Origin of the sequence: Escherichia sp. MOD1-EC5189 (assembly GCF_002966045.1) — a bacterium.
Taxonomy (GTDB): Bacteria; Pseudomonadota; Gammaproteobacteria; order Enterobacterales; family Enterobacteriaceae; genus Escherichia; species Escherichia coli_F.
In genome coordinates this window covers 20,425-46,100 of the sequence record NZ_PTRX01000035.1, presented here as the reverse complement: position 1 = coordinate 46,100, position 25,676 = coordinate 20,425, and the positions used below count along the sequence as shown (strand labels likewise).

Below are 25,676 nucleotides of genomic sequence, written 5' to 3'. Positions count from 1 at the left end.
CCGTCAGCCACGGCGTTATCCTGCGTCACCTCCAGACTCGCGATCTGCGCCGTCCTGACATCGGCGATAAACGTGACGTTCCGGCTCTGACTGCTGCTGTTGATACTGGCGGTGACCGCACTGCTGCCCGCCGTCTGGCTGGTGACACTGATTTCCACCGTGCCGTCCTGCCCTGTGATGACAGTCGGAGCGACCGTTGCGCCGTTATCCGCCAACACGCTGACCGCCTGTCCGGCAAGTGCATTCCCGAACGCATCGGTGACCCTCACTTGCAGCGTATTCGCCGTCGCGCCGTCTGCCACCGCGTTATCCTGGCTAACGATCAGATCCGCGATCTGCGCCGTGCTGACATCCGCAATAAACGTCACGTTCCGGCTCTGGCTGCTGTTGTTGACGCTGGCGGTGATCACACTGGTTCCGGCGGTCTGGCTGGTGACACTGATCTCCACCGTGCCATCCGGCTGCGTGGTGACCGTCGGAGCAGTCGTTGCGCCGTTGCCTGCCAACACGCTGACCGTCTGCCCGGCAAGTGCATTCCCGTTAGCATCGGTGACCTTCACCCGCAGCGTATTCGCCGTCGAACCGTCCGCCACCGAGTTATCCCGGGTGACCACCAGATCCGCGATCTGCGCCGTCCTGACATCGGCGACAAACGTGACATTCCGGCTCTGGCTGCTGCTGTTAATGCTGGCAGTGACCGCACTGATTCCGGCGGTCTGGCTGGTGACAGAGATCTCCGCCGTGCCGTCCGGCTGTGTGGTGACCGTCGGAGTGACCGTTGCGCTGTTGTCTGCCGTCACGCTGACCGTCTGCCCGGCAAGCACATTACCGAACGCATCCGTCACCCTCACCCGCAGCGTGTTCGCCATTGCGCCGTCAGCCACGGCGTTATCCTGCGTCACCTCCAGACTCGCGATCTGCGCCGTCCTGACATCGGCGATAAACGTGACGTTCCGGCTCTGGCTGCTGCTGTTAATGCTGGCAGTGACCGCACTGATTCCGGCGGTCTGGCTGGTGACAGAGATCTCCGCCGTGCCGTCCGGCTGTGTGGTGACCGTCGGAGTGACCGTTGCGCTGTTGTCTGCCGTCACGCTGACCGTCTGCCCGGCAAGCACATTACCGAACGCATCCGTCACCCTCACCCGCAGCGTGTTCGCCATTGCGCCGTCAGCCACGGCGTTATCCTGCGTCACCTCCAGACTCGCGATCTGCGCCGTCCTGACATCGGCGATAAACGTCACATCCCGGCTCTGGCTGCTGCTGTTGATGGTTGCAGTGACGGCACTGGTGCCCGCCGTCTGGCTGGTGACACTGATCTCCACTGTGCCGTCCGGCTCTGTAATCACCGTCGGAGCGACCGTTGCGCCGTTGTCCGCCAACACGCTGACCGTCTGCCCGCCCAGCGCATTACCGAACGCATCGGTGACCCTCGCCCGTAGCATATTCGCCATTGCACCGTCTGCCGCTGAGCCGTCTTGCGTCACCACCAGCTCCGCGACCTGCGCCGTACTAACATCAGCAACAAAGTTCACCGTTTTACTATCACTGCTTTGATTGATCTTAGCCTCAACAGTGCTGGCATCCGCTACGGTACTACTCAGCACAACCTCCGCCATGCCATGCACATCCGTCCTGATGTCTGCACTCTGCCCTGCATTGGCAAATACAGCCGCCCCCTTCGTCACCGTAAAGGTGACGGTCTGCTCCGGCAGCACATTGCCAAACTGATCTTCCACCCGGACATTCACCGTATGTCGATCGCTGCCATTCGCCAGCACATCCGGGTTACCCGTTGTCACTTGCATCGAGACAATTTGTGCGCTGGCGGCATCGCCACTAATACTGTAATCATTTGAAGTCAAAGCGCTCGCCCATCCGGACATCTGTAGCTGTGCTTTTAAACCGGTGCCAGGAAGTAAAGCGGTATACGTTGCGGTATAAATGCCTTTTTGATCTTCATTCCAGGTGATGCTTTCCGCTTTTGTATTTGGCAGCTGGATAGCCTGGCTGATAGCGTCTCGTTGCCCCCCGACCAGGTTTTCATAGCTATCCTTGAGCGTTACCGTAACTTTAATCGCACCGCCTGCGGTATAGGTCGTTTTGTCGGTAACGATAGAGGAATAAGCCAGCACAGCTCCGCTTTCGCGGATGACATACGCATCGGATTGCTGCGCGCTACTCCATGTCGATAGTTTCAGCGTGGCGTAATGGCTATTGCCAGCAATCTTCGCGGTTCGGGTGGTGGTGTAAACGCCATCAGACTCTTCGCTCCAGTTACCCGTTTCATTTTTATCTGTACCGCTCACCTCGACCACACCGCTACCCGCCAGCAGCGAAGCCATCCCTTTCACCAGGTTTTTCTGCTCATCCATAAGGGTAACTGACACTTTTATCTTGCCACCCGCGGTGTATGACACATCGTCCGTCTTGATGGTGGAGGTCAGCTGCGAGATATCGCCAGTAATAAAGCTCACTTCCACAGACTGACTACTACCATTGATCTCGGCCTTGATAAGACTGTTTACCGCCTGGTCACTGGCAAGGTTAACGCTGGCAATCCCGTCTTTATCTGTCGTCACAATACCGCCATTTGGATCGGCAAAAACCGCCGCACCATTCACGACCGTGAAGGTAACATTTTGTCCCTGCAGTAAATTTTGATGCACGTCCCTGACCGTCACAGCGACGGTATTGTGATCGCGTCTGGCAACTGCGTTATTCGCGGTGATCTGCATCGCAGCGATTTTGGCGGTATCTTTATCACCCGCAATACTGAACGCATCCGAATGCTTGGTTTGCCAGCCGGGCATCGTCAGCTGGGCCGTTAATTTGTCGCCAATGAGATGGGCCGTATAGTTTGCTTTGTAAACTCCCTCACTTTCTTCCGTCCAGGCACTAACAGCGTCAGTCTTCGTGTTGTCTACTTTAACAGCCTGTTTAAGAAGTTCTTTTCTTCCGGTAACCCCGTTGCCATTCTCATCTTTCAGGGTCACTTTTACGCCTATCGGCTTACCCGCGACGTAATTATTCTGGTCTGTTTCAATCATGGAGTCCGCTCGGGATGCCATATTAGCCACAATGGCAATCAGCGCTGGTGTTTTAGCAACATCGTCGCCGTTAAATTGTGGCATCAGCGACAACGCGCCTGACGTCTTCCCGGAGGTAACTAACTGGGTATAGGTTCCGTTACCGTTGTCTTTCCATTCGCTTAGGGCGAAATCTTGCAAACCTTTCGCATGGGTTTTTAATGTCATACCCGGGATAGGCTTGCCGCTGGAATCTCGCGCGGTATAGGTCAGCGTTGAGATTGATTTTCCATCCGCAAGCAGAATTTGTAGATCGACAGAAAGCGTTGAATCAGCGAGGCTTAGTGTGGGTTTTTCCACGACCACCATACTTTCTTCACGCCGGGAGAAATTTCCTTTCGAATCTTCCGCTGTAACCGCTATCGGGTAAGTGTTGTCGGTTTCAGGCATTACCGTAAATCGGTAGGGTGGAATAGTGACCTGAATATCCTTGCCGGAAACAGCAACTTTCCCGCCCGCATATTGCAAGGAAGCGGCTTCGATGTCATAACCTTTCAGCGCGTATTTGGTTTGTAAGGAAGAAACCAGCGATTTAACCTCGCCCGGCTTGCCTTTCAGCGGATCGGTCAGCGTCAACCGCACCAGCTCTTTCTTGCGATATTCGAGGACAATATTGTTATTACGATCGACCAGGTCATAGCGACTGCCCGCAAGGCTGCGTCGTGCTGCAACTTCAGCCGGATCGAGCTGTTTTTGCAGTGAATGACCGGGTTGCAACGTCAACTCCATACCAATTCGGGTGTCGTTTTCTCCCTGTTTGCCCTGCCGTTGCTCGGCACTAAAGGAGATCAGGGGAACGGGGGTGTAACTCAAACCTGCGGTAATCGCGTGAGGATCATTTTGTCGCTCGTCTTTACCAAACAGCGCCACTTCATCGCCATAATATTGTTCATAGACCAACTTGCCGCCCAGCTGCGGCCAGGCCGGTAACCAGCCTTCGGCGCGAAGATCCCACCCGTTCGCCGGACGTGCTTCATAGTCATTGTCGAGTTCCGGTGCACTACGCCAGTTACTGAGGCGCAGATAACCGTTGCCGCTCAGTTTCAGGTAATCGCGCCAGTATTCAACGCCCATCCCGGTTCGGGTGTGATAGCGGCTCAGGTCATGATCGATAAACAGGTTTATGCCCGACATCCAGCTCGGAGTGAAATAACGCCAGCCGATACCGTGGTTCGTTTGAGTGCGATCATCCGTACGGTGGAGTGCATGCTGGCTGAAGACCAGGTTATCTGGCGTTTCGTACCAGGGATGGAGAAATTCAAATGAAGAGCTTTTAAGGCTGAAATCTTCATCAACACCCAGAGATACCCGGGCAGTTCCCCAGCGGCTGAGCCAGTCTGTCGCCTGCGCAGACACAGAAGAAGCCACCCAGCCACGCGCCATACTCGCAGCCTGTTCGCTGTCCATATCGCGCGCTAAAAGTGTCCCACTTTGTTGCGCCACTTCCGCGACCTGCATTTGTGGATCTTTACCGTCGCGCTCCATCTGCATTGCTTTCAGAGTGCGCGCTTCAGGGCTGTTACTGTTGATGAGTGGTACATCTATCTCATCGCCCTGACGCACATTGTCAAAGCCCCGCGCAAAGGTACGGAACTGATTTAGGCGACGTAATTCATCAACGGTAATACCAAAGCGTGCCGCGACCGTTGGTGGCGATTCCAACGCCCCCAAGGTGTATGGAATAGTTTTAACGTTCGACAGGATCAGTGACGCGGCAGTATCCGAATGCGCAGGGTTAACATGCGTCGGGGCAGCAGCCATAACAGGGAAAATAGTTTGTGTTATCAGGCAAATACCGGCGGTCAGACGACGTAAAAGATCCCCCAATCCACATATGGTTTTATCACCCCGACGATCGCCATTCCCATGCGCTTTCCCTGCCATTTGTCATCCCTGTCGCTATGCGTTCAGATTAAATGACCTTTCTTTAACATGAGGGAAAATGATGATTCATGATTAGCAAATGATGAATACAGGCGGAATAATGGAAATAACAACAAGATAAGAACAATACCTGATCAAGGGTTATCAGGGGGAAGAACAGGAGAGCTTTCCCGCCAGAGCAGTAACCCCTCCTGTAAATACGTTACTTCATTTTCACCTTTGCGGTGACCAATAACGCCGTCAGCAACATCAATGTGCCGGACAACATCAACGGCGAAGTCAGACCAATATTATCCAGCGCATAACCGCCGATTGCCGCGCCACAGGTATTAGCAAGCTGAATAACCGCCACCTGAATAGACCCGGCTTTTTCTGCCTGATCGGCCAGTGAGCGGGTGATCCACGTTGACCAGCCGACAGGAACCAATGCAAAAGTTAGCCCCCAGATAATCGCCACGCCGGTAGCAACGATTTTATCGCTTCCCCACAACGTCAGCACCAACGCACTCACAGCCAGTATTAACGGCGCGCCTGCTAAGGCCAGTTTTACCGAACGTTTAAGAATGAACGACGAAAGCGACGTACCAATAAAGCTGGCGATACCAAAACTCAACAGCACCAGAGTTAAGCCATCCACGCCGAATCCCGCCAGGTTCATATACACCGGGCGAATATACGTGAAGAAAGCAAACTGCCCGGCGAAAGACATGAAGATGGCGATCATCCCTGCCATCACACCCGGACGTTGTAATAAGCGGAAAGTATTTTGTTTCTGATGCGAGGGTTCGCCTGGCAGCGAAGGCAATGATTTGATAATCCAGAAAATACACAGCACGCCCATCACCGCCGCCGCATTAAAGACATTGCGCCAACCGATAAGCTCGCCTAAAAAACTGCCCAACGGTGCGGCAATCACCAGCGCAATAGAAACCGCGCCGAAGATCACCGACAGCGCCTTCGGCACCGTACGCGGCGGCACCAGACGCATGGTCAGCGACGCCGACATCGCCCAGAACCCGCCCAGCGCCAGTCCCAGACAGGCACGACCGATTAAAAGCAAACTGAATGAGTTAGCAAAGGAAACCAGCAAGCAGGAGAGCGTCAGCAAAACGGCAAACAAAATAACAACGTAGCGGCGGTCAGTGGCCTGAATTGTCTGGGTAATAAACAAACTGGCAAACATTGCCACAAAGGCGGTCACGGTCACCGATTGCCCGGCAACCCCTTCCGAAATGCCTAAATCCTGGGCCATTGGCGTCAACAAACTGACGGGCAAAAACTCAACGATAATCAGACAGGCGACGCAAAACGCCACCGAGAAAACGGCTGACCAGTTCGGTCGGGTGATGGCATCCGCGCCGCGGTTTTCGGCAATAAATTCACTCATGGTGTTACCCGTGGCATGTTTCAGAGGAAAAGCCGACCACTTTAACACTGAAATGTGTGACACATTTAACGTTTTTGCAACTTTTACGGTGTTGTGGGAAAAGTTCGAGGCTGCTCGAAGAAATAAAAATCATAGGGCAAGCTGATATGCATTTTCGCGATTGGGTTGGGAATAAGGGATAAAGTATTGCACTTGGTGATATACTTTAATAACAGGACCTCAACGATATGCGCGTGTTTAAAACCAAATGGTTTGCAAGGGAAGCCAGGTCTCATGCAATAACAGATGAAGAGTTGTGCCGGGCCATTTTAGAAACGGAGCAAGGTAAAGCTGATGCACTTGGTGGTGGCGTTTTTAAAAAGCGCCTTCACCAAAATCGTGAGCGTGCAATTATTCTGGCAAAAGGGGGAAGCAATTGGTTTTACACGTTTTTATATGCAAAACAGGATATGTCGAACATCAATAGTCAGGAACTGGCTGGGTTTCGTGAACTTGCAAAGCATTATGCCTTCCTGACGAAAGCCCAACTAACAGCAATGATTAACACTAAAGAACTGACAGAGATCTGCTATGACTGCAAAAACTAAATTTAAAAGTCCTGCATTTGAGGCTATTCACAGCGCAGCGGCTGGATTGTCCAGCGTCGATGCTATTTCTGCCGAAACGATGCGTACTTTTGACAAAGCCTGCCTGACCAGCGTGCAAGACTTACAACCTGTTGAGATAAAAGCACTGCGGGAAAAATTAAAAGTGAGTCAGCCCGTCTTCGCTCACTATCTCAATACCAGCGTTTCAACTGTACAAAAATGGGAAAGTGGCGCTAAACGCCCCAATGGCATTTCATTAAAACTGCTCAGCATTGTGCAAAAACACGGGCTGGAGGTGCTGCTGTAAATAGAACGTAGATAATGCGTTCACCTACTGTCAGTTCCGATGCCGGATGCGGCGTGCACGCCTTATCCACCCACCAGCTCAGGCGCGGTCTGTAAGCTAATAAGACGAAACGGTTTTAATGCAGCCAATGAACGCCCTCGGCAGGCTGAAAGAACGCGTTATAGCGCATCTGAAAAGCATTAATATCCTGCATTTCAGGTTCGGTTTCGCGCAGAAAACCCAGTGCCAGCCTGACCTGAGCGTCGGTAATGGGAGCGGCGAGGCGAGCTTTTTGTAAAATCCGATGCCATTGCAGCAGGTTCTGTTCGCTTCCATCGACAATGACAATTTGCCAGATGAGCAACACCTGCGCGGCGTTTTGCAGGTGCGACTCATCCGGGCGATGCAAATAACGTAAAAATTCCTCACCGGCTGACTTTCCCATTTGATCGACCATCGACTCCACGGGTACGACATCAATATTCAGCCGATCGCTGAGACGGCGAATCGCCTTTCTGGCCCCGGATGTCAGCACCCGAAAACCAATTACAAACACCACCGCCAGCGTAGCGAGCATTATCCAGATCATGAGTTCTCCTGCGTAATCAGAACTCATGATATCTGGAAACCCTCGCCAGTTACTAATCCACCAGAATAATCTTCAGTGCAAACAGAGCAGCGACCACCACCACACACAGGTTCAGATCGCGCCAGCGCCCGGTGCACACCTTCATGATGCAGTACGACATAAAGCCAAGCGCAATCCCTTCGGTGATCGAGAAAGTAAAGGGCATCATCACCGTAGTAATAAATGCAGGTACTGATTCGGTAAAATCATCCCAGTTAACGCGCGCCAGGCTTGAGGTCATCAGCACGCCAACAAAGATTAACGCTCCGGCGGTGGCGTAAGGAGGGACCATTGCCACCAGCGGCGAGAAAAACATAACCAACAGAAACATAATGCCGACCACGACCGCAGTCAGCCCCGTTCGACCACCAACTGCCACACCAGAAGTACTTTCAATATAGGCGGTAACAGACGAGGTGCCGATAAACGCGCCCGCCACCGAACTGACGCTATCAACATATAGCGCCTTATTCATATTAGGGAATTTACCGTTACTATCTATTAAGCCAGCTTTATCAGTCACACCGATTAATGTTCCTGATGAATCAAATAGGTTGATCAGCATAAAGGAGAAAATGATACCAGCGAGTTCAAGTGATAATGCGCCACTCAAATCCACTTCACCAATGACGCCGCTAATATCAGGCGGAATGGAATAGACGCCGCTAAAATGAACATCACCGAAAAATAATCCACAGCAAGACGTCACCACAATAGAGACCAGCACCGCGGCATGAAAATGACGAGATGACAACACGGTTATAATAAAAAACCCTAATATACCTAACAACACACCGTGAGAACTTAAATCACCAATCATCACCAGGGTGTCTTTATTGGCGACAATAACACCAGTATTTTTTAACCCCATTAAGGCGATAAATAATCCGATTCCGCTAGTGATACCAATACGTAAACTTAATGGGATGTTGGAGATCATCCAGTACCGGATGCGAAACAGCGTGAGCAAAAATAGTCCAATTGCGCCCCAAAATATCGCGCCCATCCCGGTCTGCCAGGAGATGCCCATCGCCCCCACGACCACGAACGCAAAGAAGGCGTTCAGCCCCATTGCCGGAGCCAGCGCCACGGGTAAGTTAGCAAATATCCCCATCGCAATACTGCCGATACCGGCAATCAAACAGGTGGTAACAAACACCACTTTCGGGTCCATTTGTGCCGCGCCGAGGATTTGCGGGTTCACAAAAACGATGTACACCATGGTTAAAAAAGTGGTCATCCCCGCAATCAATTCTGTGCGGACGGTGGTCCCATGTTGAGGCAGTTTAAATAATCGCGAAAGCGTCCCTGATTCATTACTCACGTAATCGGTATTGTCATTATTCATTTTTTTGTCCATTGGAGGAGATTTAATCCCTTGCTTTTGTAAAACAAATGACAACAACGGTTCAGTGATAATTATCACATTTCAATTGCGCATTAATGGATATTCTTTAATAATCTCGCGACGTTTCTTTATGATAAATAATAATCAAATTGATAAAATCAAAATGAGAAAAATATGAATAATTCTATTAACCATAAATTTCATCACATTAGCCGGGCGGAATACCAGGAATTGTTAGCCGTTTCCCGTGGCGACGCTGTTGCCGATTATATTATTGATAATGTCTCTATTCTCGACCTGATCAATGGCGGAGAAATTTCCGGCCCAATTGTGATTAAAGGGCGTTACATTGCCGGTGTTGGCACAGAATACACTGATGCTCCGGCTTTGCAGCGGATTGATGCCCACGGCGCAACGGCGGTGCCAGGGTTTATTGATGCTCACCTGCATATTGAATCCAGCATGATGACGCCGGTTACTTTTGAAACCGCCACCCTGCCGCGCGGCCTGACGACCGTTATTTGCGACCCCCATGAAATCGTCAACGTGATGGGCGAAGCCGGATTCGCCTGGTTTGCCCGCTGTGCCGAACAGGCAAGGCAAAACCAGTATTTGCAGGTCAGTTCTTGCGTACCTGCCCTGGAAGGCTGCGATGTTAACGGTGCCAGTTTTACCCTTGAACAGATGCTCGCCTGGCGTGACCATCCGCAGGTTACCGGCCTTGCTGAAATGATGGATTACCCTGGCGTAATTAGCGGGCAGAATGCGCTGCTCGATAAACTGGATGCATTTCGCCACCTGACGCTGGACGGTCACTGCCCGGGTTTGGGCGGTAAAGAACTTAACGCCTATATTGCTGCGGGTATTGAAAACTGCCACGAAAGTTATCTGCTGGAAGAAGGTCGCCGGAAGTTACAACTCGGCATGTCGTTGATGATCCGCGAAGGGTCCGCTGCCCGCAATCTCAACGCACTGGCACCATTGCTCAACGAATTTAACAGCCCGCAATGTATGCTCTGCACCGATGACCGTAACCCGTGGGAGATCGCCCATGAAGGACATATCGATGCCTTAATTCGTCGCCTGATCGAACAACACAACGTACCGCTGCATGTGGCATATCGCGTCGCCAGCTGGTCGACAGCACGCCATTTTGGTCTGAATCATCTCGGCTTACTGGCACCCGGCAAGCAGGCGGATATCGTCCTGTTGAGCGATGCGCGTAAGGTCACGGTGCAGCAGGTACTGGTGAAAGGCGAGCCGATTGACGCACAAACCTTACAAGCGGAAGAGTCAGCGAGACTGGAACAATCCGCTCCGCCGTATGGCAATACCATTGCCCGCCAGCCAGTTTCCGCCAGCGACTTTGCCCTGCAATTTACGCCTGGAAAACGCTATCGGGTCATTGACGTCATCCATAACGAATTGATTACGCACTCCCGCTCCAGCGTCTACAGCGAAAATGGTTTTGATCGCGATGATGTGTGCTTTATTGCCGTACTTGAGCGTTACGGGCAACGGCTGGCTCCGGCTTGTGGTTTGCTCGGCGGCTTTGGCCTGAATGAAGGCGCGCTGGCTGCGACAGTCAGCCATGACAGCCATAATATTGTGGTGATCGGTCGTAGTGCTGAAGAGATGGCGCTGGCGGTCAATCAGGTGATTCAGGATGGCGGCGGACTATGCGTAGTACGTAACGGTCAGGTACAGAGCCATCTGCCATTGCCCATTGCCGGGCTGATGAGCACCGACACGGCACAATCGCTGGCGGAGCAAATTGACGCATTGAAAGCTGCCGCCCGTGAATGTGGTCCGTTACCGGATGAGCCGTTTATTCAGATGGCGTTTCTTTCCCTGCCAGTTATCCCCGCACTGAAACTGACCAGCCAGGGGCTGTTTGATGGTGAAAAGTTTGCCTTCACCACGCTGGAATTCACGGAATAATAAAAAAAGCCCGGCGTCATGCCGGGCAAAAGTCACCAGTTACGTTTATGCCACTGTCAACTGCTGAATCTTTTTCTCGCGGCGGATTTTGCGTTCTTCCATCACCGCCACTATCGCCATCAGGCAGATACAACCAATCGCGGCGATGTCCAGCGCGGCGAAGGTGCCTGCCCAGCCAGTAAGGCCGAATACTGGCGTCCCATCGGCAATCATCCCCAGCCCTAACTTGGCAAAGCTGTCGCCAATCAGGTAAGCAAAGGTGCCTTTAATACCATCGGCAGCACCAATGGCTTTTTTAGGTACAAAACCAACAGCAGCCACACCAATCAACAATTGCGGGCCAAAGACCAGGAAACCTAACGCAAAGAGAGAAGCCAGGTAGATATATTCGTTGCTGGCATGTTGATACACACCGAGCGTGGCGATAATCAGCGCCAGCGCGATGCAGGCCACCAGGCCACGGCGACCGTTCGCCAGGTCAGAGAGCCAGCCCCACAGCAGCGTACCGACCAGCGCGCCAGCTTCAAACAGCGTAAAGCCCTGAATCGCCACCGCTTTAGAGAGTTTCAGTTCCTGGAACGCGTACACGGTTGACCACTGGTCGATACCAATACGCACCACATAGAGGAAAATGTTGGCGAAGCACAGCAGCCAGATCACTTTGTTTTTCAGCACATACTCAACAAAGATCTGCCACTTGGTCATATCGGTAGATTCTGTCTCTTTGTCCTCTTCGCTGATCTCCTCGCCGAACAGCTCTTCAGCTTTGCCGAGGCCATAAGATTCCGGGGAGTCGCTGCCGTAACGCAGGCCGATAAAACCGACAATCAGCGCGATAATCGACGGGAAGATAAACATGCCGATGACATGGCCATCGAACAGGTAATTTGCGCCGAACAGCGCCACACCTGCCGCGCCCGCACCGCCAAGATTGTGAGAAATATTCCAGAAACCGAGGAACGTCCCGCGCTTACGACGCGGCGTCCATTTGGTGATGGTGGAGTAACTGCACGATCCCCCGGTACTCTGGAAAAAGCCGCTTAAGGCGTAGAAGGCAATCATCAGGAACAGACTAACTGAGCCGCTGCCCATACTGGCACTGAAGCCCAACATACAAATGGCAGACAAGATCAGCATGAACGGCAGGAATTGTTTGGTGTTTTTGCCGTCGGCGTAATAGGAAACCAGTGTTTTACCCACACCATAAGTGATGGAGAAGCCCAGGCCGATCATCCCCAGCTGCGTCATGCTCAAGCCGTAGGTCGAGATCATGTCGTTCTGCGCGATGTTAAAGTTCTTGCGAATCAGGTACATCGTCAGGTAGCCGATAAAGACCACCAGGTAGGATTGCATGAACGGTTTGAACCACATTTTGCGCCGCACTTCGAGCGGAAGATCCAGGGTCGGCTTGCGAACCTGGTTTAAGAAAGCCAGCATGGGTTACTCCTGAAATGAATACCTGCGTGAGGTATGCATTGTAAAAATCAGCAGCAAATCAGGCCTGAGATAGCGTCCAGGCAAAACCTGGAAAATTTCTTAGTTTTGCCGGATATGAAGTGAAAAAGTGAGATGCATCACGCTTCGCGCGGTGTCTGGGCATTCAAAAAGGGCAGTAACAGCAGTGCGGAAATCCCGGCGGCAATGGCGATAACCACAAAAAAACCGCTCCAGTGCCAGGTATCGAGTACTTTCGCCAGCGGCCAACCAGCAAGCGACGCCCCCAGATAAGCAAACAAGCCGACAAACCCCGTTGCCGCCCCTGCCGCCTCCTTGTGGGAACACTCTGCTGCCGCCATGCCGATTAACATCTGCGGGCCAAAGACAAAAAAACCAATGGTGAAGAAGCAGCTTGCCTGCATCACGTAGCTGGCAAATGGCATCAGCCACAGCGAGCCGACGGACAGCAAAATCCCGGCGGCGAATATTAAATTCATCGGCCCGCGGTTGCCGTTAAAGAGTTTGTCCGAGCCCCAACCCGCTACCAGCGCACCGATAAATCCGCCCAGTTCAAACATTGTCACTGCCGTATTCGCCGTGACCAGATCGACGCCCAGCGTCTCGGACATATACAAATTGCCCCAGTCGTTGATCGCCGCCCGGACCACATAGACCAGCACATAGCAAAACGAAAGCAGCCAGATATACGGATTCAGCAACACATATTTGGTGAGGATCTCTTTACGTGTCAGCCCTGCCCCTTCTTGTTGTTGAGCGATTTCCAGCGCGTCGTGTCGCCATTCGCCGACCGCTGGTAAACCTAACGCCTGCGGGCGATCGCGCAGCCGCCAGCAGAGAATAATCCCCACGACTATCGCCATACAACCGGCAATCATCATCCCGGCACGCCAGCCGTAATGCAGCGCGCTCGCTGCCATCACAATGGGAATGAGTGCGCCGCCGACGTTATGCGCCGTGTTCCATAATGCCCACCAACCCCCGCGCTCAGTACGTGAATACCAGGTGGTTAACAGACGCGCACACACCGGTGAACCCCAGCCCTGGAAAAAGGCGTTCAGCCCCCATAGCATGGCAAACGCCCACAGCGACGTCGAGAAACCAAACAGAATGTTGATAATGCCCGTAGCGATAAGCCCAATCCCCATAAAATACCGGGCATTTGAGCGGTCGCTGACAATGCCGGAGACAAACTTCGACACGCCGTAGGTAATGTAAAACAGGGTCGCTAACAGGCCGATATCGCTACGGCTGAGCACGCCATTAGCAAGGATTTCTGGTACGGCGGCGTTAAAACTTTTCCGCGTGAAGTAAAACAGCGCGTAACCCAGCCAGATGGTCAGCAGAATATGCCGACGCCAGTAACGGTAACGGGCATCAATTTCTTGTTTATCGCTAATCAACGGCGCGTCAGCTGGCGCTTTCAGAAACGGCAACATCATCAAGCCTTAGACATAACGTTGAGGTAGAGAAACACTGACACGCGTGCCGTGCAAACAGGAGATGGTCAAGGTGCCACCCAGCGCCGTTACTCGCTCGCGCATTCCGGTGAGGCCAAAACCGTGTTGCCCGGAACCCGGCGGTAAACCGCTACCATCGTCTTCAATCACCAGCATCAACCGTTCGTCCTGCTGCCAGCCTTGCAACGTGACCGCACTGGCATCGGCATGTTTCACAATGTTGTTCAACCCTTCCTGGCAGACGCGAAACAGCGTCACGCGCTGGTTTTCGCTTAACGCTGATTCATCGATTCGCCATTCGAGATGGCTGACAATACCGCGCCCTTCCAGCTCCATTTCCCGCATCAGTGAGCGGATGGCCTGCTCCAGAGTGAGATCATCCAGCTGGCGCGGACGTAACCGCCCTAACAAGCGGCGCACCGCGTCGTAAACGCCCAGGGATAACTGTTCGATGAGCTGCCCGCTCTGTTTCACGCGGGCGTTATCCGCCGCGAGCCGCTGGACAATGCCCGCTTGCGTACGAATGGCGGTGATGGTCTGACCGATATCATCGTGTAATTCACGCGCCACATCACGACGCACACTCTCTTCGGTTTCCAGCAAACGTTCAGCCAGATGCTGATTGCGCGCCAGTTCCTTTTGCAGCGACTGGTTAAGTTCACGCAACCGCTGGATGCCAGCGCCAAGTAACAACCCTGTCAGACTTTGCACCAGCAGTGAGAGCAATAAATCGACCGGATGGTCACGCCAGGTTTGACTGGCGATCAGCGCGATAGCGTTCATCAACGTCGCAATCAGCGCCCCTTGCCAGCCGTAGTGCCATGCCAGCGCGATAATCGGCAGCGCCAGGCAGAATGGCGTAAAGCGCGACAGTTCATCCGGCAATCCCAACTGGAGCCAGAGACTGATAACAAACAGCAGCAAGTACCAGACCAGATGCCGCCCGCGCCAATTGATCGGTTGAGAAACCAATGACGGACCGAGCGGCAGCCAGGTGTTATTGGCGAGATAGTGCCAGAACACCAGACATATCGGGGCCAGCGTCAGGCCGCCAGTTAAAGTTAACAGCAGCGCATTCCACGACTCTTTGCCGTACCAAAGCCAGGGCAACGACTGCAACAACGCCGCCGCCGTCAGCGCTGCCCCCTGTAACAGCAGGGTGCGCCAGTCGCGTTGATGGCGATAGCGTGAGATCAGCGCCACGGGCAGTAACGTCAGTAAACTACCGATCATCAATAAGGAGAAATGGCTTAAACCAACCGCCTGCATTAACCAGTAAATCAGCAGCCATTCCGCGCCCAGCAGCACTGGCCAGTATCCGCGTGGGCATTGCAACATTAGCCCAAGTCGAAGGCCAAACGGAAATAACAGCACCGCCATATCAGGGCGCTCAACCAGGTGCAGGCTGATACTCCACAGGCAAAACCATGCGGCAGAGAAGATAAAAAAGCAGGCAATAACGGTAATTAAGCGGGAGAACAACGTCTTCATCACCAGCCATCAAACATGCGGCGCGCCAGTTCCACGTCGTTACTGACGCCCAGTTTTTCCATCAGGTTGGCGCGATGGACGTGTACCGTTTTCGGCGACAAGCCCAGTTCGGCGGCAATCTCTTTCACCGCCATTCCTTGCGCCAGTTTTTCCGCCACCTGGCGTTCACGTTTGGTTAGCGGGTCCTGGCGACCGGATGCCAGTTTAATGGCAATATCTGGCGTCAGATAACAGCCGCCCGTGGCAACCGTATGCACCGCAGCAATCAGTTCGTCAGGGCTACAGCGTTTGGAGAGAAAGCCGCGCGCCCCCGCGTTAAGCGCCTGCTCAACCAGCGCCGGACTGTCATGAACGGAGAGCATAATTGTCGCCATACCTTTCGGCAGCTGGCTTAGCAGCTCCAGACCGGAGATATCGGGCATGGAGATATCGCAAATACACACCTGCACACCGCGTCCCGGCAGCCCCGCCAGCGCCTCGCGCCCCGAACCAAACTCGGCAACTACCTGCAAATCAGGTTCCAGCCCCAGCAGCTGCGCAAAGCCGGAGCGGACGATAAGGTGATCGTCTATAAGGGCAACGGTGATCATGATTGGGTCCTGGCGGATAAAAAACGCGCATACCTTAACGATAAGCGCGATGTTGTTCAAGCTGGATATGGGGTATGTATTGGCTTAATGATGTTGGGCTTATCGTCAAAACGCTTACCTGAAAGGTAAGCGTTTAGCGTGTATGATTTAGAAAAAGCTAATTATTTGATGATTGCAATTGTAATATTACCTGAGAAATTTTTCGTTATAATATCGTTATACTTTTCTGGCATCCAGTAATTATCTTCAAAATCTGCAGAGCTATAAGATTCAGCGGAATACTCATAATTAGTGTCTTTTTTATACGTGTCTTCTTTATAATTGTATTTTTTATAAGTGTATTTTTTATACGTGTCTTTTTCTGGTAACTCACCGGATGTGGTATAGATGAAATTTGCAATATCAAAATCGCTTTTAGCTTCATTTACGACTGCTTTTACAACATGATAAGTTTGTTTGAATGCATACTCTGAAAAGTCAGCAAAAAGCAAATTCATCCTCCCCCCCAACGCACAAAAAATAGGATTATCAGATATTATGCTATAAAGAGAACTTCCTGCCTGAGATACATTAATATCCTTTCCGTCATGGGCCACATGAAATGCCTGTGAACAAGCATAATACAGATTACTAATCCCTGAAACACTAGAGAGACAAGAAACAATACTCGCTATTTTTGCTTTATCAACATGTTCATCCTCTAGAGATTTTCTTACCAAATCACATTGCGCTGGCGTAAATATAATGTCATTGAAAAGCTCATCGAGATTAATTTTATGGGCATCTTGACGCTCAGCCAAAGCCGAGGTTTTCTCCTTCAGTAACTCATGTATAGTACGGTTAATTTTCACCCCACAACATGAAATATGTGAACTCCCCTCTCCCACTTGCCTTTTTGCATCACCAAGAAGTGAGCCAAACTCACCTTTATCAACAGACAGTTTTGTTATGGCCGATTGATAAAGAAAATCATCTGGAATTAATTGAGTTTGTTTTTGCAAAGCATTTGTTAATGGGGATTCAGCTTGAGTTTTATATACATTATTACCTGTTATATAATTACTAACCAGTTCTTTCTTAAGAGCATTTGCAGCAATTGTTAATTCTGAGAATTGTTCTCTTTCCAATTTATCGTGTTGTGAAAGTAACTGTATAAACTCTTCCACATTTCGACCACTAAAAATCCTTACCCTGGTGTTATTTTTCAACTGGTTGCTATTACCATTGTTCTCACGACACCTCTCAGTGACTGTAAATTTATTACTGCCGGTCTGCTCAATTGTTATTTGACTATTTATACCCGTGGTGGCAACCCATGTTTTTTTATCAGCATTCACCGATTCAGGGGTAACATGAAAATAACGGACTAATTTATCACTAACATCATGTCGATAGATATTAAAAGAATCTAAAATATATAATAACAAACTACGAAAAATTTCGCCAAAAGTGGCTTTATCAGACCTTGTTCTACAATTACCGAGCAGGCCACTTTCTTCCATCACATCAAATTTAGAAATATTGCCGTCAAGACTTCTTTCGATACTATCCCTTAGACTCTGATTAAGAAACTGGCTATCATCAACCTCTGTTTTCCTTGAATTCATAGAACCCGTCGCACTAACCATAGTAACCTCACAATATGACATTTTGCATATTCTAACATTGTTAAAAACATGAATAGTTAGCATCATGAATATTTCTATGCCAACCACTACTCTTCATTTATTTCAATAGTAATTATATGGTGTTGTTATTTTCCTTAACTATTTTCCAGTGCAATTGCATCATCAACACAACTTATTAACTATCAAAAATCGCTCATTTTCAAAAACACAGGCAAAAAACAAATTGCTAAGAACACGTACTCACCTTTATGATAAGCGCGCTTTATCAGGGGTAAATTATAAATCAGCGATTGTTGCGGCACCGGAAAATGTAAAAGAAAATAAATTATCGGTGGACTCTTCTTTAATCACACCTTTAGTAAAATAACGAGAGCACTCAAGCTTAACTTCATCCCCATCATTACTAACACTCGCTACATACAGCTTTTGTCTAAAATCTTTTTTGGTAAAATATATTTCATTAACATACTTACCCCCTCCTACCAAAGTATAACCTGATTTACCCGAACTTAATTTTTCCATACTCTTATTCACCCCCTGTAAAACATCTGGAGTTATGCCTTTTAAATAACTTTGATAGGATTGTATGCAAGCATGATAAAAACATGAAATCCCCTGAGGACTAGATAAGCAATCGATTATTTCATCAATCTTATCATCAGTAATGTTACTCTTTGATTGTTTTAATAATTTACTTAACTGAGAAGGTTCATCGTCTTTAAAGCAAACCAGCGGAACTATTTGTTGAAGTGTGCTTTGACTATTCTTTGTTTCGTTTTCAATTATTTTAATTTTGTTTGCAAAAATTTCAAGAATGTCTTTACTTAACTCAACACCGCAGCAAGTTATTTTAGCAGCACCATTTTGCTGACTTTGTTCTTTTATAGTTCTATGCGCATCCATAATTATGGATTCCAAAAAAACATCAGCGCTGTTAAAACTTTCATGAACAGGTAAATACCCTTCATCTTTTTGAATTTGCAGCTTTAACAAATCATATATATTATTCTCAATGTCTGCATTAATTACTTTTTTAGCATCCTTGTTTTTCATAACAATACAATTGACAATACTTTTCCTCAAAAGTGTATCAGCGGAGTGAGTCTCTAGCGCGGCAGTCTTTTCAGAAAGCGACTTGATGATAGTCGCCACAGCCACTCCAGAATATGATATTTCGGTTCGTTCATTTGAATTTTCATCCTTCTGTATAATCTTAAAAGATTTGTCACCTGTTTGTTCGATTACGGTATATTCACTCTCTCCAGTCGCCGCCATCCAGGTACGATTACCATTATTTTCTGTTCCTGGCATAGGATGAAAATAGTCAAGAATATCAGTGCTAACGTTCCGAGAACCGGACATGATATTTACTATTAAGCGTTTTATTTCCTGTAACATCCATTTTGCAAAATTACTGCCTGGTGAATATTTTTTTGCATAATTCTTAATATGAAGCTCATCTGCTATATTTATTTCCTTATCTAAAATAGAGGAAGAGCAGGAATTTGATATCGTTGTTCCATTGTTTATAGGGCTTGCCATAATATACCTCACGATGAGCAATTAATTTATAGAATGCTAGTCATGATCACTGGTATAGACAGCAATCAGAATTTAGCGCCATCGCTGGAAATTTTAGCCCTAACCGTCAACCCGCGAATGACCAGTGCTGGACTCTAATTAACGTCAGGGCCAATAAATTGTGCCTGAGATGGTCTCTGGCACAATTTCACCCTATATATCTGAACGGATCTATCAAAAATCGCTCATCAGTAACTCCCCCGAGCGGTTTAATGTCGCTCCTTACTGAAAAAACACCGCAATCTTGTTAAACATCGTCGGATCGGACTGGTTACGCTGCACTTTCACCACATCTTCCAGCTTGTCGATTTGGCTTATCATCTGCTCCAGACGCTGGTCGTCATTGACCAGTAGCCAGATGTGGCTTTTGTCGCTGTCCTGAATCGGCAGACAAAGAATGCCTTCAACGTTAAAAGCGCGGCGGGCAAAAAGGCCACAAACGTGGGTCATTACGCCCGGATGGTTGCGAACGGTGAGCTCCAGAATTACGTTGTCATGAGTTGTGTTTTGCATGGCTTATTCCCCCACCATTTCAGTATTCGCCGCACCTGGCGGCACCATCGGGTACACTTTTTCTTCGGCATCAATACGCACATGGATCAGCGCCGGACCAGGGCGGTTGATGATTTCCTGCAATGCAGCCTGCGGATCGGCTTCGTTATTCAAATCACAGGTTTCGAGGCCAAATCCGGCGGCAATCTGCATAAAGTTGATTTTGCCCGGATAGGTGGCGGCAAAAACGCCCTGCTTGTAGAACAGACTCTGTTGCTGATGCACCAGCCCCAGCGCTTCGTTATTCATCAGAATGATTTTCACATCCAATTGGTTTTCGCTGGCGGTCGCCATCTCCTGAATATTCATCATCAGGCTGCCGTCGCCAGAGAAACACAATACTTTGCGATCCGGGTTCGCCAGTGCCGCGCCAATGGCCGCAGGCAGGCCAAAACCCATCGTCCCCAGCCCGCCGGAAGTCAGCCACTGACGTGGACGATTGAGCGGATAGGCTTGTGCAGTCCACATCTGATGCTGACCCACGTCGGTGGTGATAATCGCGTTGTCATCGACACAGGCGGCAACGGCGTTGATCAGGCCGTAATGGCTTAACGGATCACACGCTTTCGGGATTGGACACGGGAATTCGCGCTGCAAATCCGCTACCAACTGGTGCCACTCTGCACGCGGTTGCGCGTCCACCTGTGGGATCAGCTGCACCAGCACGTCATCAACATCCGCCTGAATCGCTACGTGCGGCTGCTTGATTTTGCCCAGCTCTGCGCGGTCGATATCGACATGAATAATTTTGGCATTCGGGCAGAACTGCTCGGTTTTACCAATCGCCCGGTCATCAAAACGCGCGCCGAGAACAATCAGCAGATCCGCCTCCTGCAAAATGTAGTTGGTGCTGCGCACGCCGTGCATCCCCAGCATACCCAGCGACAGGGGATGCGCTTTTGGCAATATGCCCAGCGCCATTAAAGTCATGGTGGTAGGCAGCTGCGCTTTCTCCGCCAGTTCACGCACCCGCGCGGGCGCGTTAATGACACCGCCGCCCAGATAGAGCACCGGGCGTTTGGCGGCGTTAATCATTGCAGCTGCGTCACGAATACTCTCTTCACTAAACGCAGGCGCGGCAGCTTTTTCTGTCATACCGGGCTGTTCTTCAATCTCAAAAACTGCCGTTTGCACATCCTTAGGAATGTCTATCCACACCGGGCCAGGGCGGCCTGATTGCGCAATACGGAAGGCATCGCTCATGACCTGCGGGAGTTCTTCGATATGTCTGACCAGATAGTTGTGTTTGGTGATGGGGATAGAGATGCCGTAGGTGTCCACTTCCTGGAAGGCGTCAGTGCCGATCATTGAGGCAGGAACCTGACCAGTGATGCAAATCAGCGGGATGGAGTCCAGTCGCGCATCGGCAATGGCGGTCACCAGGTTAGTCGCACCTGGTCCGCTACAGGCCATACAGACCGCCGGTTTGCCGTCAGTGCGCGCCATTCCCTGAGCGATAAACCCCGCGCCCTGTTCATGGCGAGCCAGAATATGGCGGATTTGCGTGCTTTGGCTTAAGGCGTCGTAAACAGGCAGGATAGAACCGCCCGGAATGCCCGTCACAATCTTAATGCCCTGCTGTTCCAGGAAATGAACGATAAATTCTGCGCCGGTAAAGCGCTTACGCGTCGATGATGTGCCCGAACTTGCCATGCTCCAGTCCTTTTCTTCTGGGCCGACTTTCCGGGAGGTGCTTAAACGAAAAACCCCGCCCGGTTTGCGCCGGCGGGGTTTTGGAATCGTGTGTTGTTCCAGTCCCTACGGCGCATTGCCGACGACCACCACCACACGCACGACGACCACTGCGGCGGATGGCGCAGTTGGTAGTAGTTTTGCGTTGAGCATGGAAGTAGTCATTGGGGACCTTGTTGGTTTTGTGTTTAACAATATTTATACAAGCACAGGTTTACAGGAGAGACAATGGAAAATTTTTCAGCAAGGGAAAATTGAGGGATTGATCACGTTTTGTACTGTACTGCAGGTAACAAAAAACCCCGCCGGAGCGAGGTTTCGTCAGCCGCCCGCGGCTGGTAACCGCAAAGCACACTGTATTATGTCAACACAGAAAGTATACGTGTTCCGCGCAGAACGCGCAATTTCGGCACGAATTTTGACGTATTTAGTACATAGTGGAGTATCGATCACAGTTTACGTTTCGTCTAAATATTACTGTTTATTTATACAGTAAACTTCTATAATATCACTGTACGCAATGTGTTATGCGGGGGCCGCATCGTTACCCGGCGCACTAAGTCCTGGCTGAAACGGGTGGTGCCGTCAGCGCCTTAACCCCGCGTGAGCACACTGTGTTATGTCAACAAGCACAACGTTTCTCCTTGAGATACCGCGTGCACAACAGCTGGCAACAGGCAGCGGAAAGGTACGTCAGCTGGCAGTGCTCCTGAACCACAGGAGACGCGTATGAGCCTGGTGGATATCGCCATTCTTATCCTCAAACTCATTGTTGCAGCACTGCAACTGCTTGATGCTGTTCTGAAATACCTGAAGTAATTCAGATTCAAGTCGCACCAAAGGGGAGCGGGTAACCGCTCCCCTTTTATATTTAGCGTGTGGGTTGGTGTCGGATGCGATGCTGACGCATCTTATCCGACCTACCATCCCTCCCGGCAACATTTATTGCCGCTTTTGTTTACATATTCTGCCGCTAAACAATTCCCCATTCCTGGCGTATATCTGGCTAACATTCATCAATGTGATAGATTCCTCTCCCGCATTTATGGGAATGCGTAGTGACTTATTCTAATTATTTTTATAAAAGCATCCGTGATAATGAAAAGGCATAGAAACGTCAATTTGTTATTGATGTTGGTATTACTCGTGGCCGTCGGTCAGATGGCGCAAACCATTTATATTCCAGCTATTGCCGATATGGCGCGCGATCTCAACGTTCGTGAAGGGGCGGTGCAAAGCGTAATGGGCGCTTATCTGCTGACTTACGGTGTCTCGCAACTGTTTTATGGCCCGATATCCGACCGTGTGGGTCGCCGACCGGTGATCCTCGTCGGAATGTCCATTTTTATGCTGGCAACGCTGGTCGCGGTCACGACCTCCAGTTTGACGGTGTTGATTGCCGCCAGCGCGATGCAGGGGATGGGCACCGGCGTAGGCGGCGTGATGGCGCGTACATTGCCGCGTGATTTATATGAACGGACACAGTTGCGTCATGCTAACAGCCTGTTAAATATGGGGATTCTCGTCAGTCCGTTGCTCGCACCGTTAATCGGCGGTCTGCTGGATACGATGTGGAACTGGCGCGCCTGTTATCTCTTCCTGTTGGTACTTTGTGCCGGTGTGACCTTCAGTATGGCGCGCTGGATGCCGGAAACGCGTCCGGTAGATGCACCGCGCACGCGCCTGCTTACCAGTTATAAAACACTTTTCGGTAACAGCGGTTTTAACTGTTATTTGCTGATGCTGATTGGCGGTCTGGCCGGGATTGCCGCCTTTGAAGCCTGCTCCGGCGTGCTGATGGGTGCGGTATTAGGGCTGAGCAGTATGACGGTCAGTATTTTGTTTATTCTGCCGATTCCGGCGGCATTTTTTGGAGCATGGTTTGCCGGGCGTCCTAATAAACGATTCCCGACGTTGATGTGGCAGTCGGTTATCTGCTGCCTGCTGGCTGGCTTGCTGATGTGGATCCCCGACTGGTTTGGCGTGATGAATGTCTGGACATTGCTTGTTCCTGCCGCGCTGTTCTTTTTCGGTGCCGGGATGCTGTTTCCGCTGGCGACCAGCGGCGCAATGGAACCGTTCCCCTTCCTGGCGGGCACGGCTGGCGCGCTGGTCGGCGGTCTGCAAAACATTGGTTCCGGCGTACTTGCGTCGCTCTCTGCGATGTTGCCGCAAACCGGTCAGGGCAGCCTGGGGTTGTTGATGACCTTAATGGGATTGTTGATCGTGCTGTGCTGGCTACCGCTGGCGACGCGGATGTCGCATCAGGGGCAGCCCGTTTAAGCTCACGTCACCGCAGCATCGTCATCAGCTCCATGGGAGAACGATGCTGCTTTATCAGATCACGCATCACCCGCATATGCGGCGCGGAGTAAGAATAAAACGCCTGATAGCCCGCACAAAGCACGTTGTCTGGCGTCTCCTCCCGAGCGTGCGGGCACAGCCGATGCCAGTCGCACGCCTGGCAGCCACGGCCCGGTTGCGGGTTTTCGCTGCCACACCATTTTTGTAGGGTGGCGTCAAAAAGCTCAATCGAGATACGACTGATATCTGCCCGTACCCAACACTCGAACAGGGCAATTAAAAATTTCCCCCACAGCTCTGCTGTCACCGAAGCGGCCGTCAGATCGCCCCGGTCATCAAATTCAAGATGGGGAATAAGCTGTACGGAGCGGATGCCCCGCTGTTTGAAATTGTAATAAAAATCGGCAGGTTGCAGAGCATCCTTATACTCTACAACCAGTTTATGCCTGTCCTCTTCAGCATCAATGACCTGACTTCCTGTCATGCGACTCTCTCAATAAATACGATAAGTTGATGTATATGCGTTACAGCAAACAGTATTGCGAGAGATAACACCGCGAGGGAGATCAAAAATTTGTCACGGACTACGTGAAATTGGGAAAAATCGCTATTCGTGACATCCATTAAATTGCGATTACGGGTGTAGTGCCAGAGGATCAGCGCCACGATGGCGAGGATGCCAATCGAAATCCAGAATAACATGCCCGCCTGGTGCCAGTTGTGTTTGATAGCCAACGCCATCAACGCGCCGTAGCCCAGCATGGTACGAAACCACGCCAGTGATGTACGCTCCGGCTGCAGCCCTGGGTCGGCAATGCGTCTGGCTTTGCGGCTATCCGGCATACAACACCAGTCCCATAACGATCACCGCCACGACCATCAATATTAAGCTGATGATTAATAAGCTGTTGGTATAGGGCAGGTCCTCTTTCAGACGCATCGCTTTTTCATTGCGTAACCAGCGCAAGTAGCCATACATCGCTAACCCGCCGGAAAACAGACACAACAACAACGCCAGCAGTTCGCGAATGACGGGCGTGGCGAAATCTGGCGCAAGTTGATCAAGCCCAACCCCCGCCGCCAGAAATCCTAGTGCAGTACGGATCCACGCCAAAAAAGTACGCTCATTAGCCAGCGAGAAGCGGTAATCGGGCGCTTCTCCGAGGCGGGAAATTTTCATTGTTGCTCCTTTGCAATTTCACTAACGCTCTACCTTTAGCGGTTTTTTTAAGAATTTCGTCCGCCCGTTTCCTGATATGCTTTTGCCATCCGCTACAAGGAGGTCAGATGGGTATCATAGCGCAAAATAAAATCAGTTCATTGGGCATGCTGTTCGGTGCCATCGCTTTAATGATGGGGATTATCCACTTTTCATTCGGCCCTTTTTCCGCACCACCGCCAACGCTTGAAAGCATCGTGGCGGACAAAACGGCTGAAATTAAAAGAGGTCTTCTCGCCGGAATAAAAGGCGAAAAAATTACCACCGTGGAGAAAAAAGAGGATGTAGATGTCGATAAAATCCTCGATCAAGGTGGAATCGCACTGGCCATTGCCGCGCTACTTTGCGCATTTATTGGCGGTATGCGTAAGGAAAATCGCTGGGGCATTCGCGGCGCTCTGGTTTTTGGCGGCGGGACGCTGGCTTTCCATACCTTACTTTTTGGCATCGGCATCATCTGCAGCCTTCTGCTGATATTCCTGATTTTTTCTTTCCTGACCGGCAGTTCACTGGTTTAAGCAGCCTGAATATTTTGCCCGCTGGGTTATCGCCAACGG

The 25,676-nt window shown here is 50.6% G+C and carries 22 protein-coding genes and 1 pseudogene; 6 read left to right on the top strand and 17 right to left on the bottom strand.

Annotation, left to right across the window (positions count from 1 at the left end; genetic code table 11):
* Positions 1 to 4,970: pseudogene (air, locus tag ATB02_RS22200) on the bottom strand (inverse autotransporter adhesin EaeX/Air); the annotation flags it as partial.
* Positions 4,971 to 5,172: 202 nt separating this feature from the next.
* A complete protein-coding gene (nepI, locus tag ATB02_RS22195; protein ID WP_001288548.1) occupies positions 5,173 to 6,357 on the bottom strand; it encodes a purine ribonucleoside efflux pump NepI in 1,185 nt (394 codons plus the stop codon).
* A 233-nt stretch (positions 6,358 to 6,590) separates the two neighbouring features.
* On the opposite strand from nepI, the gene ATB02_RS22185 reads away from it, so the two are divergent.
* Both ATB02_RS22185 and ATB02_RS22180 read left to right on the top strand, forming a co-directional pair.
* Positions 6,591 to 6,944 (top strand): type II toxin-antitoxin system RelE/ParE family toxin, encoded by a 354-nt coding sequence (locus ATB02_RS22185; RefSeq protein WP_001521686.1) that lies wholly within the window; start codon positions 6,591 to 6,593, stop codon positions 6,942 to 6,944.
* Positions 6,928 to 7,251 (top strand): helix-turn-helix domain-containing protein, encoded by a 324-nt coding sequence (locus ATB02_RS22180; RefSeq protein WP_000125643.1) that lies wholly within the window; start codon positions 6,928 to 6,930, stop codon positions 7,249 to 7,251. Before ATB02_RS22185 ends, ATB02_RS22180 begins: the two co-directional genes overlap by 17 nt.
* A 115-nt stretch (positions 7,252 to 7,366) precedes the next feature.
* Here ATB02_RS22180 and ATB02_RS22175 read toward each other — a convergent pair whose 3' ends face one another.
* Entirely contained in the window at positions 7,367 to 7,819 is a 453-nt protein-coding gene (locus tag ATB02_RS22175) for a DUF1198 domain-containing protein (RefSeq protein WP_001353562.1), read from the bottom strand.
* Between the two features lie 52 nt (positions 7,820 to 7,871).
* The gene (adeQ, locus tag ATB02_RS22170; RefSeq protein ID WP_024166224.1) at positions 7,872 to 9,206 is read right to left on the bottom strand and encodes an adenine permease AdeQ; all 1,335 of its coding nucleotides are present in this window, start codon (positions 9,204 to 9,206) and stop codon (positions 7,872 to 7,874) included.
* 174 nt (positions 9,207 to 9,380) lie between these two features.
* Between adeQ and adeD the strand changes: the two genes are divergently transcribed.
* Positions 9,381 to 11,147, top strand: a complete 1,767-nt coding sequence (gene adeD, locus ATB02_RS22165) for an adenine deaminase (protein WP_105272244.1) — start codon at positions 9,381 to 9,383, stop codon at positions 11,145 to 11,147.
* Between the two features lie 45 nt (positions 11,148 to 11,192).
* Here the strand turns inward: adeD and uhpT are convergent, their stop codons facing one another.
* The 9 genes from uhpT to ivbL all read right to left on the bottom strand — a co-directional run bounded on the left by uhpT (position 11,193) and on the right by ivbL (position 21,761).
* Positions 11,193 to 12,584, bottom strand: a complete 1,392-nt coding sequence (gene uhpT, locus ATB02_RS22160; protein WP_000879194.1) for a hexose-6-phosphate:phosphate antiporter — start codon at positions 12,582 to 12,584, stop codon at positions 11,193 to 11,195.
* Between the two features lie 137 nt (positions 12,585 to 12,721).
* Positions 12,722 to 14,041: an MFS transporter family glucose-6-phosphate receptor UhpC gene (gene uhpC / locus ATB02_RS22155; RefSeq protein ID WP_024211947.1), complete on the bottom strand. Its 1,320-nt coding sequence runs from the start codon at positions 14,039 to 14,041 to the stop codon at positions 12,722 to 12,724.
* A 9-nt stretch (positions 14,042 to 14,050) separates the two neighbouring features.
* Complete coding sequence (gene uhpB, locus ATB02_RS22150; protein ID WP_001355057.1) at positions 14,051 to 15,553, bottom strand: signal transduction histidine-protein kinase/phosphatase UhpB; 1,503 nt, start codon at positions 15,551 to 15,553, stop codon at positions 14,051 to 14,053.
* Positions 15,553 to 16,143: a transcriptional regulator UhpA gene (gene uhpA / locus ATB02_RS22145; RefSeq protein ID WP_000633668.1), complete on the bottom strand. Its 591-nt coding sequence runs from the start codon at positions 16,141 to 16,143 to the stop codon at positions 15,553 to 15,555. The genes uhpB and uhpA overlap by 1 nt, the downstream gene beginning before the upstream one ends.
* 161 nt (positions 16,144 to 16,304) lie before the next feature.
* The gene (locus ATB02_RS22140) at positions 16,305 to 17,834 is read right to left on the bottom strand and encodes a hypothetical protein (RefSeq protein ID WP_032185538.1); all 1,530 of its coding nucleotides are present in this window, start codon (positions 17,832 to 17,834) and stop codon (positions 16,305 to 16,307) included.
* Between the two features lie 213 nt (positions 17,835 to 18,047).
* Positions 18,048 to 19,313 carry a hypothetical protein gene (locus tag ATB02_RS22135; protein WP_105272243.1) on the bottom strand — a complete coding sequence of 422 codons (1,266 nt, stop codon included), beginning with the start codon at positions 19,311 to 19,313 and terminating at the stop codon, positions 18,048 to 18,050.
* A 261-nt stretch (positions 19,314 to 19,574) separates the two neighbouring features.
* Entirely contained in the window at positions 19,575 to 19,865 is a 291-nt protein-coding gene (ilvN, locus tag ATB02_RS22130) for an acetolactate synthase small subunit (protein WP_001181706.1), read from the bottom strand.
* Positions 19,866 to 19,868: 3 nt separating this feature from the next.
* Entirely contained in the window at positions 19,869 to 21,557 is a 1,689-nt protein-coding gene (gene ilvB, locus ATB02_RS22125; protein WP_100733592.1) for an acetolactate synthase large subunit, read from the bottom strand.
* Positions 21,558 to 21,662: 105 nt separating this feature from the next.
* Positions 21,663 to 21,761, bottom strand: a complete 99-nt coding sequence (ivbL, locus tag ATB02_RS22120; protein ID WP_001300753.1) for an ilvB operon leader peptide IvbL — start codon at positions 21,759 to 21,761, stop codon at positions 21,663 to 21,665.
* Positions 21,762 to 22,325: 564 nt separating this feature from the next.
* Here ivbL and tisB point away from each other — a divergent pair.
* Positions 22,326 to 22,415 carry a type I toxin-antitoxin system toxin TisB gene (gene tisB / locus ATB02_RS22100; protein ID WP_000060506.1) on the top strand — a complete coding sequence of 30 codons (90 nt, stop codon included), beginning with the start codon at positions 22,326 to 22,328 and terminating at the stop codon, positions 22,413 to 22,415.
* 123 nt (positions 22,416 to 22,538) lie between these two features.
* Here the strand turns inward: tisB and ysdE are convergent, their stop codons facing one another.
* Positions 22,539 to 22,613 carry a protein YsdE gene (gene ysdE, locus ATB02_RS26790; protein ID WP_211180519.1) on the bottom strand — a complete coding sequence of 25 codons (75 nt, stop codon included), beginning with the start codon at positions 22,611 to 22,613 and terminating at the stop codon, positions 22,539 to 22,541.
* 81 nt (positions 22,614 to 22,694) lie between these two features.
* Here ysdE and emrD point away from each other — a divergent pair, with 81 nt between their 5' ends.
* Entirely contained in the window at positions 22,695 to 23,879 is a 1,185-nt protein-coding gene (gene emrD / locus ATB02_RS22090) for a multidrug efflux MFS transporter EmrD (RefSeq protein ID WP_024166225.1), read from the top strand.
* A gap of 7 nt (positions 23,880 to 23,886) precedes the next feature.
* Here emrD and ATB02_RS22085 read toward each other — a convergent pair whose 3' ends face one another.
* The 3 genes from ATB02_RS22085 to ATB02_RS22075 are packed head-to-tail and all read right to left on the bottom strand — an operon-like array spanning position 23,887 to position 25,080.
* Complete coding sequence (locus tag ATB02_RS22085; RefSeq protein WP_000148071.1) at positions 23,887 to 24,384, bottom strand: radical SAM protein; 498 nt, start codon at positions 24,382 to 24,384, stop codon at positions 23,887 to 23,889.
* The gene (locus tag ATB02_RS22080) at positions 24,381 to 24,743 is read right to left on the bottom strand and encodes a DUF202 domain-containing protein (RefSeq protein ID WP_001113432.1); all 363 of its coding nucleotides are present in this window, start codon (positions 24,741 to 24,743) and stop codon (positions 24,381 to 24,383) included. Before ATB02_RS22080 ends, ATB02_RS22085 begins: the two co-directional genes overlap by 4 nt.
* The gene (locus ATB02_RS22075) at positions 24,733 to 25,080 is read right to left on the bottom strand and encodes a YidH family protein (protein ID WP_000703959.1); all 348 of its coding nucleotides are present in this window, start codon (positions 25,078 to 25,080) and stop codon (positions 24,733 to 24,735) included. Before ATB02_RS22075 ends, ATB02_RS22080 begins: the two co-directional genes overlap by 11 nt.
* Before the next feature lie 107 nt (positions 25,081 to 25,187).
* On the opposite strand from ATB02_RS22075, the gene yidI reads away from it, so the two are divergent.
* Positions 25,188 to 25,637, top strand: a complete 450-nt coding sequence (gene yidI / locus ATB02_RS22070) for a protein YidI (RefSeq protein ID WP_039020312.1) — start codon at positions 25,188 to 25,190, stop codon at positions 25,635 to 25,637.
* The last annotated feature ends 39 nt before the right edge of the window (positions 25,638 to 25,676 follow it).

Coding starts and splice junctions, on each gene's coding strand:
- nepI (WP_001288548.1), bottom strand. CDS start 6,357: ATGAGTGAATTTATTGCCGAAAACCGCGGCGCGGATGCCATCACCCGA.
- ATB02_RS22180 (WP_000125643.1), top strand. CDS start 6,928: ATGACTGCAAAAACTAAATTTAAAAGTCCTGCATTTGAGGCTATTCAC.
- ATB02_RS22175 (WP_001353562.1), bottom strand. CDS start 7,819: ATGATCTGGATAATGCTCGCTACGCTGGCGGTGGTGTTTGTAATTGGT.
- adeQ (WP_024166224.1), bottom strand. CDS start 9,206: ATGAATAATGACAATACCGATTACGTGAGTAATGAATCAGGGACGCTT.
- adeD (WP_105272244.1), top strand. CDS start 9,381: ATGAATAATTCTATTAACCATAAATTTCATCACATTAGCCGGGCGGAA.
- uhpT (WP_000879194.1), bottom strand. CDS start 12,584: ATGCTGGCTTTCTTAAACCAGGTTCGCAAGCCGACCCTGGATCTTCCG.
- uhpC (WP_024211947.1), bottom strand. CDS start 14,041: ATGTTGCCGTTTCTGAAAGCGCCAGCTGACGCGCCGTTGATTAGCGAT.
- uhpB (WP_001355057.1), bottom strand. CDS start 15,553: ATGAAGACGTTGTTCTCCCGCTTAATTACCGTTATTGCCTGCTTTTTT.
- uhpA (WP_000633668.1), bottom strand. CDS start 16,143: ATGATCACCGTTGCCCTTATAGACGATCACCTTATCGTCCGCTCCGGC.
- ATB02_RS22140 (WP_032185538.1), bottom strand. CDS start 17,834: ATGCTAACTATTCATGTTTTTAACAATGTTAGAATATGCAAAATGTCA.
- ATB02_RS22135 (WP_105272243.1), bottom strand. CDS start 19,313: ATGGCAAGCCCTATAAACAATGGAACAACGATATCAAATTCCTGCTCT.
- ilvN (WP_001181706.1), bottom strand. CDS start 19,865: ATGCAAAACACAACTCATGACAACGTAATTCTGGAGCTCACCGTTCGC.
- ilvB (WP_100733592.1), bottom strand. CDS start 21,557: ATGGCAAGTTCGGGCACATCATCGACGCGTAAGCGCTTTACCGGCGCA.
- ivbL (WP_001300753.1), bottom strand. CDS start 21,761: ATGACTACTTCCATGCTCAACGCAAAACTACTACCAACTGCGCCATCC.
- tisB (WP_000060506.1), top strand. CDS start 22,326: ATGAGCCTGGTGGATATCGCCATTCTTATCCTCAAACTCATTGTTGCA.
- emrD (WP_024166225.1), top strand. CDS start 22,695: ATGAAAAGGCATAGAAACGTCAATTTGTTATTGATGTTGGTATTACTC.
- ATB02_RS22085 (WP_000148071.1), bottom strand. CDS start 24,384: ATGACAGGAAGTCAGGTCATTGATGCTGAAGAGGACAGGCATAAACTG.
- ATB02_RS22080 (WP_001113432.1), bottom strand. CDS start 24,743: ATGCCGGATAGCCGCAAAGCCAGACGCATTGCCGACCCAGGGCTGCAG.
- ATB02_RS22075 (WP_000703959.1), bottom strand. CDS start 25,080: ATGAAAATTTCCCGCCTCGGAGAAGCGCCCGATTACCGCTTCTCGCTG.
- yidI (WP_039020312.1), top strand. CDS start 25,188: ATGGGTATCATAGCGCAAAATAAAATCAGTTCATTGGGCATGCTGTTC.